Raw genomic sequence first — 18,051 nt, forward strand, 5'->3', positions numbered from 1 at the left:
ATAATATGTATCTTTTTTCTCACACATTTTTAAGCTGTGAAGTTGACAAAAGGCAAGCGGTAATGCTCGCCTAACAAAAGCAAAGATATGTGAAATCAGAATAGATTGTTTAGAAGCGGTTACTTATATGCTAGTATCTCCTAGCATGTTGTGGAATAAACGTAAAATATAAAAATGGTGCCTGCTCCCTCAGTCTGTTAAAGCACTGGGGTGAAGGCACCACAAAAGTTAAATAAAAGCTGGCACAGGAATAATGTGCCAGCTTTTATTTAAGCTTATTATGCAGATGTTTTAGTATCTTGTTCAATTACAGTACCATCGTTTAAGACGAGTTTAGGTGGTATTTTTTCAGTTACCGTTTCTGCTGAGATGATACATTTTGAGATGTCATCTCGTGATGGTAAGTCAAACATCACGTCGAGCATAATGCCTTCGATTATTGATCGAAGACCACGAGCACCTGTTTTTCGTTCGATGGCTTTTTTAGAGATCTCGACTAGTGCTCCTTCTTCAAACTCTAGTTCTACTCCATCAAGATCTAACATTTTTTGATATTGTTTTACTAATGCATTTTTAGGTTTTGTTAAAATTTCAACAAGTGCATCTTCGTCTAAAGGCTCTAAGCTAGCAATAACTGGAAGACGACCAATGAACTCAGGAATTAATCCGAATTTCAATAAATCTTCCGGTAAAACTTTTGAAAGCAACACTTTTTTATCAAGCTCTTCGTGTTTGTTATTGTTACCAAATCCAATAACCTTATTACCAAGACGACGTTTGATAATTTGTTCGATTCCATCAAACGCTCCACCACAAATGAATAATACATTTGTCGTATCAATTTGAATAAACTCTTGATGTGGATGTTTTCTGCCGCCTTGTGGTGGCACGCTTGCAACTGTACCTTCAAGAATTTTCAATAATGCTTGTTGAACACCTTCACCCGATACATCACGTGTGATCGATGGATTTTCTGATTTACGTGCTACTTTATCAATTTCATCGATATAAATAATACCCTTTTCAGCTTTTTCAACATCATAATCAGCTGCTTGAATTAGTTTAAGTAAGATATTTTCAACATCTTCTCCAACATAACCGGCTTCAGTTAATGAAGTTGCGTCTGCGATTGCAAAAGGAACATTTAGAATTCGAGCTAGTGTTTGGGCAAGCAATGTTTTACCACTACCAGTTGGCCCAATCATCGCTATGTTACTTTTTGAAAGCTCAACATCATCAATTTTACTATTTGAATTGATACGTTTGTAATGATTGTAAACTGCTACTGCAAGCGATTTCTTTGCTTGATCCTGGCCGATTACATACTCATTCAAAATTTCATCAATCTCTTTTGGCTTTGGTACGTCTTTGAACTCTACTTCTTCTTCAGTACCGAGTTCTTCCTCAACAATTTCTGTGCAGAGTTCAATACACTCATCACATATATATACACCAGGACCGGCCACTAGTTTACGTACTTGATCTTGGGTTTTTCCACAAAACGAACATTTTAGTTGGCCTTTTTCGTCATTAAACTTAATCATCGTTTCACCCCTTGTATCTTTATCTCAATCTGCTATCCAATTCCCCATCTTTGCACCAATGCTTGCTTTAGTATTGTTATCAAGACATCACAGTACAAAAATGAACTGAAAAATTTAAAAATGCGGACAATTAAAACAGGTATGTACTGACTGCATTTTATCATACTTGCTAACTGTACAGCTAATAAAACCCCTCTGCGAACTTTAACAGTTGTGAATTTCAGGTTAAACCTAATTAATAACTTGCTAAGTCATAACGTTCTTCTTCGGAGGCTATTACTTCCCCTGAAAAATTCGCCACGTATGTAACCAAATTGCTTGCTTTTGTTATTTATTCCCCTAAATGCTCATTTACTAACCCTATAAATATTGGCTTATGTTTGATCCATTAGAGCAATACTATTACTTAATATGTATGTAAGTGAATGACAGTTATATCGTTCCCAAAGGAACTAAAAAAATTAATCGATTGTAGAAAACAAGGCACGAGAGATTCGCGCCTTGTTTCCTTATTTATTATTATGCAACATCTTTGCTATTTTCTACAAGAAAATCAATTGCTTTGCGAATTTTCAAATCTTCTTTTAGACCTTCATCAGATCCGCCGAGTGCTGCCTTAACATTTTCAGCTGGCATATTGTACATTTCAGCCATTTTGGTCATTTCAGCGCCAACTTCTTCGTCAGATACTTCAATATTTTCTGCAAGTACGATCGCTTCAAGAGTTAAGTTAAACTTAACACGCTTTGCAGCATCTTCGTTCATTTGTTCTTTTAATGCAGCTTCGTCTTGACCAGAGAACTGGAAGTAAAGCTCAAGATTCATGCCTTGCATTTGTAAGCGTTGTTCAAATTCCTTCATCATACGATCAACTTCAGTGTTTATCATAGCTTGTGGAATATCAACTTCTGCATTTTCAGCAGCTTTTTCAACCAATGCATCACGCAAATTGTTTTCTGCTTCAGTCTTTTTAGTTTCTTCTAAGCGCGCTTTTGTTTGTGCTTTTAGTTCTTCAAGTGTTTCGACTTCTTCGTTCACATCTTTTGCAAATTCGTCATCCAAAGCTGGTAATTCTTTTGCTTTGATTTCGTGAATTTTCACTTTGAAGACTGCAGGCTTACCAGCAAGGTTTTCGGCATGGTATTCTTCAGGGAACGTTACTTCTACGTCCTTTTCGGCACCAGCTCCTAAGCCAACTAATTGCTCTTCAAAACCTGGGATGAATGAGCCAGAACCGATTTCAAGTGTATAGTTTTCAGCTTGACCACCTTCGAAAGCTTCTCCATCAACATATCCATCAAAATCAAGAACAGCTGTATCACCGTTTTCGATTGTTCCTTCTTCTTTAATCACGAGTTCAGCATTACGCTCTTGAAGTTGTTTAATTTCGTTATCTACATCTTCGTCTGTAACAGTCGCATTTAATTTTTCAACTTCTAACCCTTTATACTCGCCTAATTTCACTTCTGGTTTAACTGTTACTTTTGCAGTGAAGATTAGGTTTTTACCTTGCTCTAATTGCTCGATATCGATTTCAGGGCGGTCAACTGGGTCAATTCCAGCTTCGTCTAAAGCTTTTGGGTATTCAACTGGAAGAATGATATCTAATGCATCTTGATAAAGTGATTCTAAACCAAAACGCTTTTCGAACATGCTACGTGGTATTTTACCTTTACGGAACCCAGGAATAGAAACCTGTTTTGATACCTTTTTAAATGCTTCGTCTATCGCGTTGTTAAAGTCCTCAGCAGCAACTTCAACCGTAAGAACGCCTTCGTTACCTTCTAGTTTTTCCCATTTTACTGACATATGTGTTCCCTCCAAAAATCTATAGATAGTGTGCTAATCAGTGATAGGTACAACAAATGGGTGCTTTGTCCATTTTAAACATAGTACTTCCTTGTTATACCTTCTTTATGTAGGTGAATGAAAACCGAATGCTCTACATGCATATGATTTCGCATAAAAAATAAAGGTCTATCATCAAACATTTAAAGACCTTAAATACGATAAATCACTATTTTGCAACCATTTAATTATAACACAGAAAAAATCCCTTTCAACAGATAGCCTTAGATTTGCAAATAAGAAATTTCTTCTATTTGATAAATCCGCTTGACTGCATCACCTAAAATTACAATTTCTACATTATATGTCTCGATAACTTCTTCAGATTCTAATGTGATTCCATGCATTTCGTACCCAACTAAATGAAGTGCTGCAGCCCAAAGTGTTGCATCACTCGGCTCTGGAAGAAATGGAAAAAGCACAAAAAGATGTCGAATCCATAATTCCTTTACTGCTTCAAATAAAGTTGGATTTTCATTTCCAAGCGTATCATCTAATATGTTTAATACCTTTTTTGTAAACGGCATTTCTGATAAATCTACTAATTCTGCAGGCTTTATGGTTACTGCTTCTCCAAACTTATGTATGGTAATTTCCTTCTCAATTTCATGTTCCTTCATTAATTGAAGAATCATTGATTTTATAACAGGATGACCTTGTGGATTTTCTAAGATCTTCCTTAGGGCTGATAAGTGTCTGACTATATTCCGGTCTTTTAGTGATTCAATGAACGCAATTTGTTGCGTTTCATTTTCAAACAAATCCTCAATATAGGTCTGTTCTTCCTCAACGTACACTTCTGCTTCTTCGAGATCTTCCGAATGGTTCATCTTACGACTAAATTCTAGCAATTTATAAAAATGTTCGGCGCTCTCAGCTGGCAAGTGATTTTCTTCTAAAACTGCTTCGATGGTTGTTTGAACTTCTTCATATTGACGAAGCTGAATGAGAATTGTTAAATACACTTGAAGAACGGTGAAATAATGGCCAATATCTTCTAGCAACATTCTTTTACAAACCTTTTTAGCATCTTCCAGCTCGCCAAGCTCCATCAAACATAGGGCAATTCCTAGATGAATTTCCGCTTGATCTTGATCAAACTTCTTCGCATCAGAGAACATTTTTAGTGCTTCTTGATAGTTTTTTCCTTTTAAAGCATCCATGCCTTTTTCTAATAAGCGATCTTTTAAATTTGGGAAGGGAATAACATTTGTACGATTCTTTTCACGCATAAACTTGTACCAACTCCAGAAACCTAGCATTTGACATCAAGTTTACCAAGTCATGGTGTAGAATACAAGAAGGTTGGAAAAACATGTTTCATCCTTATAAAAAAAAGCTACACTCATAGAAATGTAGCTCTCCGTTCCTGCTCATATTGATCTATTTTTTCCTCGCAAAGTAATGTAAGATCGATCTCGTCTCTACCATGCAAAAGCATGTCTTTCCAATATGGTTCAATGTCAAAAGAAAAAGTGAATCCAGTATTATCTGTTAAGATTTGGTCTTCAAGAGCCACTTGTAGTTGGAAATTAGGGTCTTCTGCTTTTAAGCGTAAGCTTTCAATTGATTTAGATTCTAGTTGAATAGGTAGTAAACCGTTTTTCAAGCAGTTTTGATGGAAAATATCTGCAAATGATTCAGCGATAATTACCTTGAACCCATAATCAGATAGAGCCCATGGTGCATGTTCTCTAGATGAACCACATCCAAAGTTTTCTCCGGTTAACAAGATTGTCGCATCCTTGTTTTGTTCGAGATTTAATTCAAAATTAGGATTGCTTGACCCATCTGGTAAATACCGCCAATCAAAGAAGGCGTAGCGGCCGTAACCTGTTTTTTCGATACGCTTTAAAAATTGCTTTGGAATGATTTGATCTGTGTCAACGTTTGAACGATTTAACACGGCAACTTTACCTGAGTGTGTTTTGAAAGGTTTCATAGCTCCTCCTTTTGTATGAGTAGTTTTTTAATTGACTTCCAAAGTGTAATCTACTTTATTCAGTTTTCTTACGTCAACGAAATGACCGTACAATGCTGCTGCTGCTGCCATTGTCGGACTTACGAGATGAGTTCTTGCACCCTTACCTTGTCTGCCTTCAAAGTTACGATTTGACGTAGATGCACATCGTTCACCCTCTGGCACAATATCGTCATTCATGCTTAAGCACATGCTACAACCAGATTCTCTCCACTCAAAACCTGCATTTTTGAAAATACTGTCTAAGCCTTCTTCTTCAGCTGCCTTTTTAACGGCTTGAGAACCCGGAACAACGATTGCTCTCACTGATTTTGCAACAGTGTTCCCACGAACAACTTCTGCTGCTTGACGCAAATCAGTTAAACGAGAATTTGTACATGATCCAATAAACACGTGATCAATTTTAATTTCTTCTATTTTCGTATTAGGCTTAAGCCCCATATAAGAAAATGCTCGTTCCGCTTCCATGCGACCTTCTTCATTCTCATAACCCGCTAGATCAGGAGTTTGTTCATCAACAGCTACCGCCATACCAGGATTAGTGCCCCATGTAACCATTGGTGCAAGATCTTCACCTTTTATTGACAAAAATGAGTCATACTTCGCTTTTTTATCAGACTTCAGTGATCGCCAGTATTCTACTGCTTCATCAAAATCCTTCCCCTTTGGTGCGTATTTCCGGTCTTTAATGTAAGCAAAGGTAACCTCATCTGGTGCAATTAGACCTGCTCTCGCTCCACCTTCTATTGACATATTACAAATCGTCATTCGCTCATCCATCGTCAGATTCTCAATTACTTCGCCAGTATATTCGATTACGTATCCAGTTCCAAACTTGATTCCGTATTTTCCAATAATAGCTAAAATAACATCCTTCGCTCCTACACCCTGCTGAAGCTTACCTGACACATGGATATTTAGTGTTTTGGGACGCTGACGCCATAGTGTTTGTGTAGCGAATACATGTTCAACTTCACTTGTGCCAATTCCAAAAGCTAGGGCACCAAATGCACCATGAGTAGAGGTGTGACTATCTCCACAGACAATCGTTTTACCGGGAAGTGTTAACCCTAATTCTGGACCAATCACATGGACAATGCCCTGATCCTCGCTTTCTAAGTTTGCTAACGGAATACCGAATTCAAGGCAATTTTTTTCTAAGGCATTTACTTGTAATTTCGCAACTTCGTCTTTAATAACAAAGCGATTGACTGTTGGGATGTTATGGTCCATTGTTGCAAAGGTTCTCTCAGGCTTTCGTACTTTTCGATTTTTTTCTCGTAGTCCCTCAAACGCTTGAGGAGAAGTGACTTCATGAATTAAATGTAAATCGATATAGAGTAAGTCAGGCTTCCCCGTTTCCTCTAAAACAACATGCTCATCCCATATCTTTTCAATGATCGTTCTTGGCTTCATAACACGACTCCTTTCTGAAAAATGATATAAAGGAGAGGCTGACTCTTTACCACGTCAGCCTCTTAATCAATAATTCACGCATATGCTTCCATAATATTTAAAATCGCATGGTCATCTGCTAACGCGGCTTTTATTTCTTCTGTCATTAATTTGGTTGAGACGTATGGACCGCCCTTCGCAAGGTCAGCTGTTCTTTTTCCTGAACCCAGTACATGCTTGACTGCATTTTCAATCGCACCAGCTTCTTCCTCTAGACCAAAAGAATGACGAAGCATCATTGCTGCTGATAGAATAGCTGCAATCGGATTTGCAACATTTTTACCCTCGATATCAGGTGCAGAGCCGTGAACTGGTTCGTATAAATGAAGGCCACTGGACGAAAGACTAGCTGAAGGTAACATGCCAAGCGAGCCTGTGATCATGGAAGCTTCATCACTTAAAATATCTCCAAATAAATTTTCAGTTACGATCACATCAAATTGGTTTGGTGAAGAAATTAGCTGCATTGCGGCATTGTCGACAAGCATATGTTTTAGCGTGACTTCAGGGTATTCCTTTGCCACTTCTTCAGCAACTTCACGCCATAAACGGCTCGATTCTAGTACATTTGCTTTATCAACAGATGTAACTTGTTTTTTCCGTGTCATTGCTAGCTCAAACGCTGAAACAAGGATTCGTTTGATTTCACTTCTTTTATAAAAAAGAGTATCAACTGCTCCTTCTTCACCGTCTTGAGTCGTGCGCTCACTCGGTTTGCCAAAGTATAATCCACCTGTTAATTCACGGACAATTACAAAGTCCACACCTCTTACATACTCCGGCTTTAAAGGAGAAGAATCTAATAAACTATCAAATGCTTTGATTGGTCGTAGATTAGCAAAAAGATCAAGTTCTTTTCGAATTGCTAACAACCCTCGTTCTGGTCGGAGGAAAACAGGATTACTTTCCCATTTAGGTCCACCAACTGCTCCTAGCAATACTGCATCCGCTTGTCTACACGTTTCAATGGTTTCCTTTGGAAGGGGATTTCCGGTTTGATCGATCGCATCCCCACCAATTAACCCATATTGAAACTGAAACTGATGATGATAATGCTCTTCAATTGTTTTTAGTACATCGACAGTGACTTCGATGACTTCTCTTCCAATTCCATCTCCTGGTAACAATGCAATCGTCTTTTTCATTTCCTTTCCCCCCATTTTTTTATTAATCTCATACGGAGCCGTCATAGTCCATAGGTCTCTAAACGGGCGTTTCCGCTTTTTTTATTAAATTAATGCCTTTAAGGTAATTTCTTCAACAGGAGCAGAATTCACAATGCGATTGGCTGCATTGATATACGCTTTTGCTGATGCTTCAAGCACATCATGTGCCATACCTCTTCCACTTGCTTTCTGTGTACCAATTTGAATGTTAACGAATACTTGTGCTAGTGCATCACGTCCACTACCGTTTGATTGAATTCGGTAATCGAGTAATTTAATTTCTGTATCCATACATCTTTCCAACGTGTTGTAAATCGCTTCAACACTTCCAGCTCCTGTCGCAGCTTCTTGGATAATTTCGTTTTGTCTATTTTTCAATGTGATAGTCGCTGTTGGTATTTGTGATGTACCATATTGAACTTGTAGTGATTGTAATTCATATACATCTTCTCGATTTGCTACTTTTTCTTCAATTAATAGTGCTTTAATGTCATCATCTGTGAGTTCTTTCTTTTTCTCCGATAAATCCTTGAAGGATCGGAATAATTTGTTCAGTTCTTCATCTGTTACGACAAACCCCAATTCTTGAAGTCGTGCTTTAAAAGCATGTCGTCCTGAATGTTTGCCAAGTACCATTGAATTTGTTGAAACACCAACAAGCTCTGGTGAGATAATTTCATAGGTTGTTTTTTCTTTTAAGACACCATCTTGGTGGATGCCTGCTTCATGCGCAAAAGCATTTTTTCCGACAACTGCTTTATTTGCTGGTACAACCATACCAGTAAGATTGCTTACAAGGTCACTTGTTTTCTTAATTTCTTTTAAAAATAAACCAGAGCTAGCTTTGTAATAATCATTGCGGATATGAAGGGCTACTGCTACTTCCTCTAAAGAAGCATTGCCCGCTCGTTCACCAATTCCATTAATAGTACCCTCAATTTGACCGGCACCATGTTCAATAGCTGATAGGGAGTTTGCAACAGCCATGCCTAAATCATCGTGGCAATGAGCAGACAAAATGACGTTTTCAATCCCCTTAACATTCTCTAGTAAGTAGGTAAAAATCTCTCCGTACTCTTTAGGCGTAATATAGCCAACTGTATCTGGAATGTTAATAATTTTCGCGCCAGCTTTAATCACTTTTTCAACAATGCTTGCTAAAAAAGGTAAGTCCGACCGACAAGCATCCTCAGCAGACCACTGAATAACCGGGAAAAACGTTGAAGCATATTTCACTGACTCGACTGCAGTTTCAATTACTTGTTCTGGTGTTTGCTTTAACTTGTATTTCATGTGAATAGGAGAAGTTGCCAAGAATACGTGAATTCTTGGCTCCTCTGAGGATTTTAATGCTTCCCAGGCAGCATCAATGTCCTCTTTTTTTGATCTTGCTAGCCCTGTGACTGAACTGTTTTTGATTTCATTTGCAATTTCTTGTACTGCCAGTAAATCACCTTTTGATGAAGCTGGAAAGCCAGCTTCTATAACGTCCATACCGAGTTTTTCTAGTTGTTTTGCAATCTCAAGCTTTTCTTTAACATTTAAATTCACACCTGGAGATTGTTCACCGTCACGGAGCGTTGTATCAAAAAGGTTAATTTTTCGCACTAGCACTCACCACTTCTTTCTGTTTACGTTTCACAAATGGCATCATGTCACGTAATTTTTTTCCTACTTCTTCGATTTGGTGTTCTTTTTCACTGTTGTTAATTGCGTTAAACTGTGGACGATTCGCTTTGTTTTCTAAGATCCATTCTTTAGCGAATTTTCCTGATTGGATATCTGTTAGAATTTCCTTCATAGATTGTTTGACTCTTTCATCAACAACACGTGGCCCTGAGACGAAATCTCCCCATTGCGCTGTATCTGAGATTGAATACCTCATTCCAGCCATTCCATCTTCATACATAAGGTCAACGATTAACTTCAATTCATGTAAACATTCAAAATAGGCAACTTCTGGCTGATAGCCTGCTTCTACCAATGTCTCAAAACCGGCTTTTACAAGAGAGGTTAATCCACCACAAAGGACTGCTTGCTCTCCGAATAAATCAGTTTCCGTTTCTTCCTTGAACGTTGTTTCTAATACACCAGCACGTGCCGAACCGATTGCTTTTGCATAAGCAAGAGCTGTGTCTTTTGCTTCTCCTGAAACATCTTGATAGATAGCGAATAGAGCTGGTACTCCTGCTCCATCTTCAAATGTTCTTCTGACAAGATGACCAGGTCCCTTTGGTGCTACAAGAAAAACATCGACATTTTCAGGAGCTACTACTTGATTAAAATGAATATTAAAACCGTGAGCAAAAGCCAGTGAATCTCCATCCTTTAATGCATCGCGGATTTCTTCTTCGTACACTTTTTGCTGTTGCTCGTCAGGAAGAAGGACCATGATTACCTCTGCCTGTTCTGCAGCTTCTGCAACTGAAACAACTTGATGACCATCTTCTACAGCCTTTTGAAAGGATTTACCTTGACGTACACCAACAACTACGTCTACACCACTCTCTTTTAAATTTAATGCATGTGCATGACCTTGAGATCCATATCCAATGACCGCTACTTTTTTCCCTTTTAATGCTACTTCGTTTACGTCGCCGTTATAATATACTTTTGTCATTTTAAATCTCTCCCTTTGAGTTTTTAGTTAACTTTTTAAAAAATTATGCTTAGAAGTTGACTTATACAAGTGAAAACGACTTTGCGGAATTTGTACCTCTTTGCGTACCTCTTGTGAATGCAGTCGTCCCAGTTCTTGCAATTTCTTTTATGCCATAAGGCTTTAATAAATCGATTAATGCTTCTATTTTGTCTGACTCTCCTGTTACTTGGACAACGACACTTTCCTTGCTTACGTCAATAATTGAAGCTCGGAATGGTTCGATTATGCCTTGCAACTCAATTCGGTTCGTAGGAGTAGAGGCTACTTTTATCAGTGCTAATTCCCGTGCAACAATTGATTGATTGGTAATATCGTTTACTTTTAACACATCAATTTGTTTGTTCAATTGCTTGGTAATTTGTTCAACCTCTTTTTCTTCTTGAACATTTACAACAAAGGTCATTCTTGAAATTCCTTCAACCTCTGTATGACCGACTGTAATGCTTTCAATATTATAATGCCTTTTTGTAAATAAGCCTGTGATCCGGTTGAGGACTCCTGATTGATTATTAACAGTTAGTGTAATAATTCGCCTCATTTTTTAACACCTACCATTTCATGCAAACCTTTTCCAGGTGCGATCATTGGATAGACATTTTCATTTTGGCAGACAGACACATCAATCAAAACTGGTTCATTTGATGTAATAGCATCCTTTAACTCATCTAGTTGTTGTTCACTTTTGATGCTAACCCCTTTAATACCATAAGCTTCAGCTAGTTTGATGAAGTCTGGCTGTGTGATAAATTTGGAGTGTGAGTAGCGTTCTTCATAGAATATCTCTTGCCATTGTCTCACCATTCCTAGTGCACCATTATTTAGAATGACAATTTTTATCGGTAAATTTAATTCATGCACCACCGAAAGTTCTTGCAGAGTCATTTGAAAGCCGCCATCACCTATGATAGCTACAACGTTGGCTTTCCGATCTGCGAGTTGTGCGCCTATTGCTGCTGGTAATCCAAAGCCCATTGTCCCTAGTCCACCTGAAGTTACCCAGCGATTTGGTTTTGTCAATCGATAATATTGAGCAGCCCACATTTGATGCTGTCCAACATCTGTTGTGACGATTGCTTCTCCTTTTGTCCATTCATGAATGTATTCAAGGATTTTCTGTGGCTTTAATTCTTCGCTGCTATCTTGGTACCAATATGGATAGTTTTGCTTATTTTCAGTTTGCTTTTCATTCCATTCTTCATGTTCACCTTGCTTACCTTGCTGTTCGATTAACTTTTGTAAAACGTTTTTTGCATCGCCAACTAGTGGTATATGCGTATGAATGTTTTTGCCGATTTCAGCTGGGTCAATATCAATATGTGCAACAACAGCCTTTTTAGCAAAATGCTCTAAGTTTCCAGTGACACGGTCATCAAACCTTGCACCTACGCTAATCAATAAATCACAATCATAGAGTGCCATGTTTGCTGTATACGTTCCATGCATCCCTGCCATTCCGAGAAAAAGAGGGTGATCTGCTGGAAACGACCCTAATCCAAGAAGGGTATTGGCTACTGGGATTTTCTGTTGATCTACAAATATTCTTAATTCTTCCGATGCTTTGGCATGTAAGACTCCTGCACCTGCTAAAATAACCAGTTTTTTTGCATTGCTAACTGCTTCTACTAGCTTACGTATTTGTAAGTAGTTAGGCTCTGTCTTCGGTTGATAGCCTGGTAAATTAATAGGAACATCATAGGTGAAAATACCTTCCGCAATGGCAACATCTTTAGGTACATCAATTAGAACAGGGCCAGGTCTTCCTGTGGTTGCAATATGAAAAGCTTCTTTGATAATTCGTGGTAAATCGGTCACATCACGAACTTGAAAGCTGTGCTTTGTGATTGGCATTGTGATTCCAAGGACGTCAGCTTCTTGAAAAGCATCCGATCCAATCACAGAAGTAGCAACTTGACCAGTGAAAACAACTAATGGAAGCGAATCGATCATCGCGTCGGTTAAACCAGTCACTAAATTGGTTGCACCAGGCCCAGATGTTGCAATAACGACACCCGGTTTCCCTGAGATTCTTGCATATCCCTCTGCTGCATGGATGCCACCTTGTTCATGACGAGTTAAAATATGGAACATCCCAGAATCATAGAGTTTGTCGTAAATCGGTAGAACGGCTCCTCCTGGATAACCAAAAATAACTTCGACATTCTCTTTTTTAAGGGATTCAATTAGCATCATGGCTCCCGACATTATGTCCGTACATTTGGCTGTTTGTTCACCCAATTGTACTTTTGTGCTCATCTTCTTTCCTCCTTTAATTGGCTCATTAAGCCGTTCGCGTTGCGTTTTAGATTTTTTTGACATATAAAAAACCTCTCCACCCCTCATAAGACCCACTTCTCGTGTGTCAAAGGGGCGAAAAGGTTACAACACTTTTTCGCGGTACCACCCTTCTTCGTGACCGTATGATCACCTTGCGAACAAAAATTCTGTTCTCTTTGATAACGAGTACCGAAGAATGGGACTCGGTCAATCTTACTTGATTCAGATTGACACTCAGAGGCGAGTTCATCTATTTGGGAGTATCACCGGCTTCCAGCTATCCCGGCTCTCTGTAGATACTTTTCCAAAAGACTACTTATCCTCATCAACGTTTTCTTTATTTTTTTTATTACAAACATTTAAAGTATTTTAGCTAACATCATGTAAACTGTGGTCAGCACTTGAAACTTTCACACCATCAGTGACAACCTTTTTCCGGAACTCTACAAGTAACTTTTTCGTGTGATGTCCCGGCACTCCTTCTCCGATCACACGTCCGTCTACTTTTACAACTGCAATTACTTCTGCTGCTGTTCCAGTGAGAAAGACTTCATCTGCCGTGTAAACATCATGCCTAGTGAAAGGCTCTTCTCTTACGTCATAGCCAAGATCAGCGGCAATTTCAATTATTGCATTTCTTGTAATACCTTCTAATGCCCCAATATAGCCTGGTGGGGTAAGTAGTTTACTACCTTTTAAGATAAAAACATTATCAGCACTTCCTTCTGCAACATAGCCCTGGTCATTCAACATTAATGCTTCACTTACATTTGCTAAGTGAGCCTCTATTCGAACAAGCACATTGTTTAAATAGTTTAATGATTTTACCATTGGACTAAGGACATCAGGTCGATTTCTTCTCGTTGCAACAGTTACGATATCAATGCCAGTTTCATATAAATGCTTAGGGAATATAACAAGTGGTTCAACAATGATGACCAAACTCGCTTGCTTACACTTATATGGGTCTAACCCTAAGTCTCCTACCCCTCTTGAAACGACTAATCGAATGTATGCATCACTGAGTTCATTTTTATCCACCGTCTTCACAACTAATTCAGAAAGCTCAGCTTGTGAATAAGGTATCGTTAATAAAATTGATTTGGCGGATTGGTAAAGGCGATCCATATGATCTTCCATTCGAAAAATATTACCGCTGTAAACTCGAATTCCTTCAAAAATTCCGTCACCATACAGAAAACCATGATCATATACAGAAATTTTCGCATCTTCTTTTTTCACAAATTCATTATTAAGAAAGATCCACTGGTCACCCATAAGAGCACACCTTCCCTTTAAAGTCAAAACACTTTAAACTACTGAACACTTAGGCTAAAAAAATTCCCATATTTGAATTTAATTATGGTTTACTCTGCTAAACCTCACATGTTCGTGTAACTTATTTGAGCTTATATTACGCTCATAAATAACAAGTGTCAACAGCATTTTAGTGAATTATTTGATAATTTAGATTAGTCGATTAATTTGTATACGCTTACATGATTGATATAAACGGAAAGGCAGTCCTCTAGAACTTTTTTTATTTTTTTTAAAAAAAGGCTGGTGATCTAAATCAAACGTTTCGGAGCTAATGTCTTTTCCACTCAAAAATAGACTTAGGAAAGGAAATGGGGAACTATAAAAAAAACAAAAAAACCTTTCGATTAACGAAAGGTTTTACTAAGTTTGACGTCCCAGGAGAGATTCGAACTCCCGACCGACGCCTTAGAAGGGCGTTGCTCTATCCAGCTGAGCTACTGGGACATGATTATTAAATTAGCCATTCATCTCTTAGCGACATTTTTTATTATATAAATTGTAGCCTGAAATGTCAATACAAAACCTAAAACTTTTTTTAAAATTTAGAGGGAGAAGTCTCCCTCCAAATTAACGATCAAAATTAAATGTAGCCGATAAGTCATTAACCACAGTACCATCAACCTCATAAAAGGTCAGCGTCGCTACAAAGTTTTCTACGCTTAGTATAGCATAAGTCCGTTCCTTGCGCATTCTTGGAAGGCGTATACTGCCCGGATTAATAAAAAGAATGTTATCAATCATCTCTGCTCCAGCAATGTGTGAATGTCCGAAACAAACAATATCCGCATTACATTCTAATGCTCTATATTTTACATTCATTAAGGTTGTTTTGATATTGTGAAGGTGGCCATGGGTAATATAAAATTTCACACTCTCCACTTCCGTAATAATCTCCTTTGGAAGTTTAGAATCATAATCACAGTTACCTCTTACAGTATGAAAGCCAGAAAGACTTTCGTGGTCAGAAGCTAATTCAGAATCGCCACAGTGAATCATTGCATCAATGTGATCTGCATGTCGAGCCTGAATTTTTAGAATTTCTTCCGTTAAACCGTGACTATCGCTAATAATTAAAACATTCATTCCTCAAAACTCCCATTGTTAAAAGTACTGTGCAATTCCCTTTTCTAATTTTTTCAGGGCATCTGCTCGGTGACTAATTGTATTTTTCTCTTCTTTCGGCAACTGAGCCATCGTTACTTCTCTACCTCTGGGTTTAAAAATCGGGTCATACCCAAAGCCATTTTCACCCTCCATTTTCTCGGTTATCATCCCTTCACATATTCCCTCAACTGTGAACGTCTCTTTTTCAGGCGACGCAATTGCTAGAGCACAATGAAATCTAGCACTTCTCTTTGCTTCAGGAACTCCTTTGAGCTCAGTGAGGACTTTGCTGAGGTTTGCCGCATCATTTTTCTCTTCCCCTGCGTAACGTGCAGAAAAAACCCCTGGTGCACCGTTTAAATAATCAATGGATAAACCCGAATCATCAGCAATAGTTATTTTTCGATAGTGTTTAGAAATTGCTTCTGCTTTTAAAATTGCATTTTCCACAAAGGTTACACCTGATTCTTCCACATCAACAGAGTCAGGGTAATCTAAAAGAGACGTAACCTGATAGCCACTTCCATTTAACATTTCTTTAAACTCATTGACTTTTCCTTTATTTTTCGTTGCAATGATGATCTCTTTCATTTTATGCATTCTTCTTTTCAATCGTGTCCATTACTAATAAAGCAAGATCACCCAACGCTTGTTTTTGTGTTTCAATCAGAGAAAATATTCCTTTTTCAGCTAAGTCAAGCATTTCATTTAACTGATTTCTAGAAAATGTTGCTTCTTCTCCTGTGCCTTGTATTTCTACTAGAGAGCCGTTCGAGGTCATAATGACATTCATGTCTACTTTTGCAGATGAATCTTCTATATAGTTTAAATCAAGAATCTCACCATGATCGGAATTTATCCCGACAGAAGTAGCTGCTAGAAAATCTGTGATTGGTAGTTTTTTCAGCTTTCCACCTTCGACTAGCTTCCCAAGTGCCAGAGTCATCGCAACAAACGCCCCGGTAATTGAAGCAGTTCTTGTTCCGCCATCTGCTTGAATAACGTCACAGTCAATCCAGATCGTTCTTTCTCCCAAGCTATTTAAATCAACGACCGCTCGCAATGCACGTCCAATTAACCGTTGAATTTCCATCGTTCTTCCAGTGATTTTTCCTTTAGACGATTCACGAATTGTTCGTTGCTCAGTTGCTCGGGGAAGCATAGAGTATTCAGCAGTAATCCATCCTTTCCCTTCCCCTCTCATAAATGGGGGGACACGGTCTTCCGCACTTGCGTTACAGATTACTTTTGTGTTTCCTACCGAAATAAGAACAGACCCCTCTGGATGTATAACAAAGTCTGTTATCATTTCTACGTTTCTTAATTGATCATTTGTGCGTCCATCATGCCTCATTTTGTTCCCTCCAATATAAATTTCGTATTCTTTTTTGTTCCATATGTAATTTTTAATCTTATATAGAAAATAAATAAGAGGTAGCTTTAAAAGCATACCCCTTATCAATACCCACTATTTAGTATATCAAAAACTAAAAGATTAAAAACTATCTGTGTTCACATTCTCTGGTCTCGTCACTGGTTCAGTTAATTTTTCACCTTTTTCATTTACAAGATCTGTTTTTCCATTTACTTTAATCGCGACACTCTCAATTCCTTGTTGCTCTGTTAACGACAGTACAAGCGACTGAAGAACACTTGTTGAAATCTGCTTCTCTTCTTCATCAAAGCTGCCATAAATTGAGTCGTTAAAGTCTAAGGTAACTTTACCGTCTTCGTATTCTGGAGCACTTAATAATTCTACACCATCCTGGAATTCTGATAACAACCCACTAGACATTGAAGGACCTGTAACAAGTTCGTTAACCGTTGCTACAATCGGATCTGTTTCTTCATTACTAACCCGTTTTGTGACAGGCACATAATACACTTGATCATCTTCTTGTGCCATATAATACACTGTTAATGGATGTGTGTTAGTAAAATCAACCACATCACCTGAGTCAAAATTTATACCATCTGCTCGGCTCACACCATCTTGGATCGGTGTACCATTTACAGGCATTTCTTTTTGCTCATGTCCGTTAACCCAAATTTTCACTGTCTTTACAGAATCAAATTGAGTCAGAGTCCAGGTAATGGCTTGAAGAATTTTTGCTTCATCTTCTTTGTTGTAGCTAGTAAATTCTTTCGAGAAATCAGCAACCGCTGTGCCATCTTCTTTAATATTTACACCTAATACCTGTGTATCTTGAGGAATCACAGCTCTAAAGCCGTCAGGAAGCTCATTTGAAACGGGTCCACCCTCTACTAAGTACTCCAGTGACTGTTTTGCGCGACTGTCCGTTTTTGGAAGCTCCATTGCATAAGGTACAACTAAGCCATTTTTATCAATTAAAAACAATTGACTTGTCATCGTTTCAGTTGCTTTTCCACCATCAATGCCTTCTGTGCCTTTTTCCTCTGAAACCTCTTCACCTGTTACTTGTTCTCCATCCTCTGTATATGTCACATCTTGAGGAGGATCCATTTCTTTTGCTGTTTGTTCTCCACCAAATAAACCACAACCAGAGAGTAACATGGATGATGCGATTACAACTACTGCAACCTTTTTATTCGTGTTTTTAGACATTCAAATCCCTCCAAGGCAGTTTGTACTACTATGTATACGAGCTCTTTTCTTTTTTAGACCGCTTTTTTGTAATACACAAAAAAACACGGCTATTCAGATGATAGCCGTGT

At 38.2% G+C, this 18,051-nt stretch carries 15 protein-coding genes, 1 tRNA gene and 1 other annotated feature; all 16 genes read right to left on the reverse strand.

Going from position 1 to position 18,051, the window contains the following annotated elements; translation table 11 throughout:
* Positions 1-278 precede the first annotated feature (278 nt).
* Positions 279-1,544 (reverse strand): ATP-dependent protease ATP-binding subunit ClpX, encoded by a 1,266-nt coding sequence (gene clpX / locus ACFFIX_RS01850; RefSeq protein ID WP_378929912.1) that lies wholly within the window; start codon positions 1,542-1,544, stop codon positions 279-281.
* Positions 1,545-2,063: 519 nt separating this feature from the next.
* Positions 2,064-3,353: a trigger factor gene (gene tig / locus ACFFIX_RS01855; protein ID WP_378929914.1), complete on the reverse strand. Its 1,290-nt coding sequence runs from the start codon at positions 3,351-3,353 to the stop codon at positions 2,064-2,066.
* 263 nt (positions 3,354-3,616) lie between these two features.
* The gene (locus ACFFIX_RS01860) at positions 3,617-4,624 is read right to left on the reverse strand and encodes a tetratricopeptide repeat protein (protein WP_378929916.1); all 1,008 of its coding nucleotides are present in this window, start codon (positions 4,622-4,624) and stop codon (positions 3,617-3,619) included.
* Between the two features lie 113 nt (positions 4,625-4,737).
* Positions 4,738-5,334 carry a 3-isopropylmalate dehydratase small subunit gene (gene leuD, locus ACFFIX_RS01865; protein ID WP_378929918.1) on the reverse strand — a complete coding sequence of 199 codons (597 nt, stop codon included), beginning with the start codon at positions 5,332-5,334 and terminating at the stop codon, positions 4,738-4,740.
* 27 nt (positions 5,335-5,361) lie between these two features.
* The gene (leuC, locus tag ACFFIX_RS01870; protein WP_378929921.1) at positions 5,362-6,789 is read right to left on the reverse strand and encodes a 3-isopropylmalate dehydratase large subunit; all 1,428 of its coding nucleotides are present in this window, start codon (positions 6,787-6,789) and stop codon (positions 5,362-5,364) included.
* Positions 6,790-6,863: 74 nt separating this feature from the next.
* Entirely contained in the window at positions 6,864-7,973 is a 1,110-nt protein-coding gene (leuB, locus tag ACFFIX_RS01875) for a 3-isopropylmalate dehydrogenase (protein WP_378929923.1), read from the reverse strand.
* Between the two features lie 84 nt (positions 7,974-8,057).
* Positions 8,058-9,602: a 2-isopropylmalate synthase gene (locus ACFFIX_RS01880; protein WP_378929925.1), complete on the reverse strand. Its 1,545-nt coding sequence runs from the start codon at positions 9,600-9,602 to the stop codon at positions 8,058-8,060.
* On the reverse strand, positions 9,589-10,614 hold the full coding sequence (gene ilvC, locus ACFFIX_RS01885) for a ketol-acid reductoisomerase (RefSeq protein WP_378929927.1): 1,026 nt from the start codon (positions 10,612-10,614) through the stop codon (positions 9,589-9,591). The genes ACFFIX_RS01880 and ilvC overlap by 14 nt, the downstream gene beginning before the upstream one ends.
* A gap of 61 nt (positions 10,615-10,675) precedes the next feature.
* The gene (ilvN, locus tag ACFFIX_RS01890) at positions 10,676-11,194 is read right to left on the reverse strand and encodes an acetolactate synthase small subunit (RefSeq protein ID WP_378929929.1); all 519 of its coding nucleotides are present in this window, start codon (positions 11,192-11,194) and stop codon (positions 10,676-10,678) included.
* Positions 11,191-12,909, reverse strand: coding sequence for an acetolactate synthase large subunit (ilvB, locus tag ACFFIX_RS01895; RefSeq protein WP_378929931.1), 1,719 nt, complete (start codon positions 12,907-12,909; stop codon positions 11,191-11,193). The genes ilvN and ilvB overlap by 4 nt, the downstream gene beginning before the upstream one ends.
* A 107-nt stretch (positions 12,910-13,016) precedes the next feature.
* Positions 13,017-13,268 (reverse strand) — a binding site (T-box leader).
* 31 nt (positions 13,269-13,299) lie between these two features.
* Positions 13,300-14,208, reverse strand: coding sequence for a branched-chain-amino-acid transaminase (ilvE, locus tag ACFFIX_RS01900; protein WP_378929933.1), 909 nt, complete (start codon positions 14,206-14,208; stop codon positions 13,300-13,302).
* A 412-nt stretch (positions 14,209-14,620) separates the two neighbouring features.
* Positions 14,621-14,694: transfer RNA gene (locus tag ACFFIX_RS01905), tRNA-Arg, on the reverse strand.
* 123 nt (positions 14,695-14,817) lie between these two features.
* On the reverse strand, positions 14,818-15,333 hold the full coding sequence (locus ACFFIX_RS01910) for a metallophosphoesterase (RefSeq protein ID WP_378929935.1): 516 nt from the start codon (positions 15,331-15,333) through the stop codon (positions 14,818-14,820).
* A gap of 18 nt (positions 15,334-15,351) precedes the next feature.
* Positions 15,352-15,945: an XTP/dITP diphosphatase gene (locus ACFFIX_RS01915; protein ID WP_378929937.1), complete on the reverse strand. Its 594-nt coding sequence runs from the start codon at positions 15,943-15,945 to the stop codon at positions 15,352-15,354.
* Position 15,946: 1 nt separating this feature from the next.
* Positions 15,947-16,708, reverse strand: coding sequence for a ribonuclease PH (rph, locus tag ACFFIX_RS01920; RefSeq protein ID WP_378929939.1), 762 nt, complete (start codon positions 16,706-16,708; stop codon positions 15,947-15,949).
* A 141-nt stretch (positions 16,709-16,849) separates the two neighbouring features.
* Positions 16,850-17,941, reverse strand: a complete 1,092-nt coding sequence (locus tag ACFFIX_RS01925) for a GerMN domain-containing protein (protein ID WP_378929941.1) — start codon at positions 17,939-17,941, stop codon at positions 16,850-16,852.
* Positions 17,942-18,051: the final 110 nt, after the last annotated feature.

This window comes from Metabacillus herbersteinensis, from assembly GCF_042433335.1.
GTDB classification, from domain to species: domain Bacteria; phylum Bacillota; class Bacilli; order Bacillales; family Bacillaceae; genus Metabacillus; species Metabacillus herbersteinensis.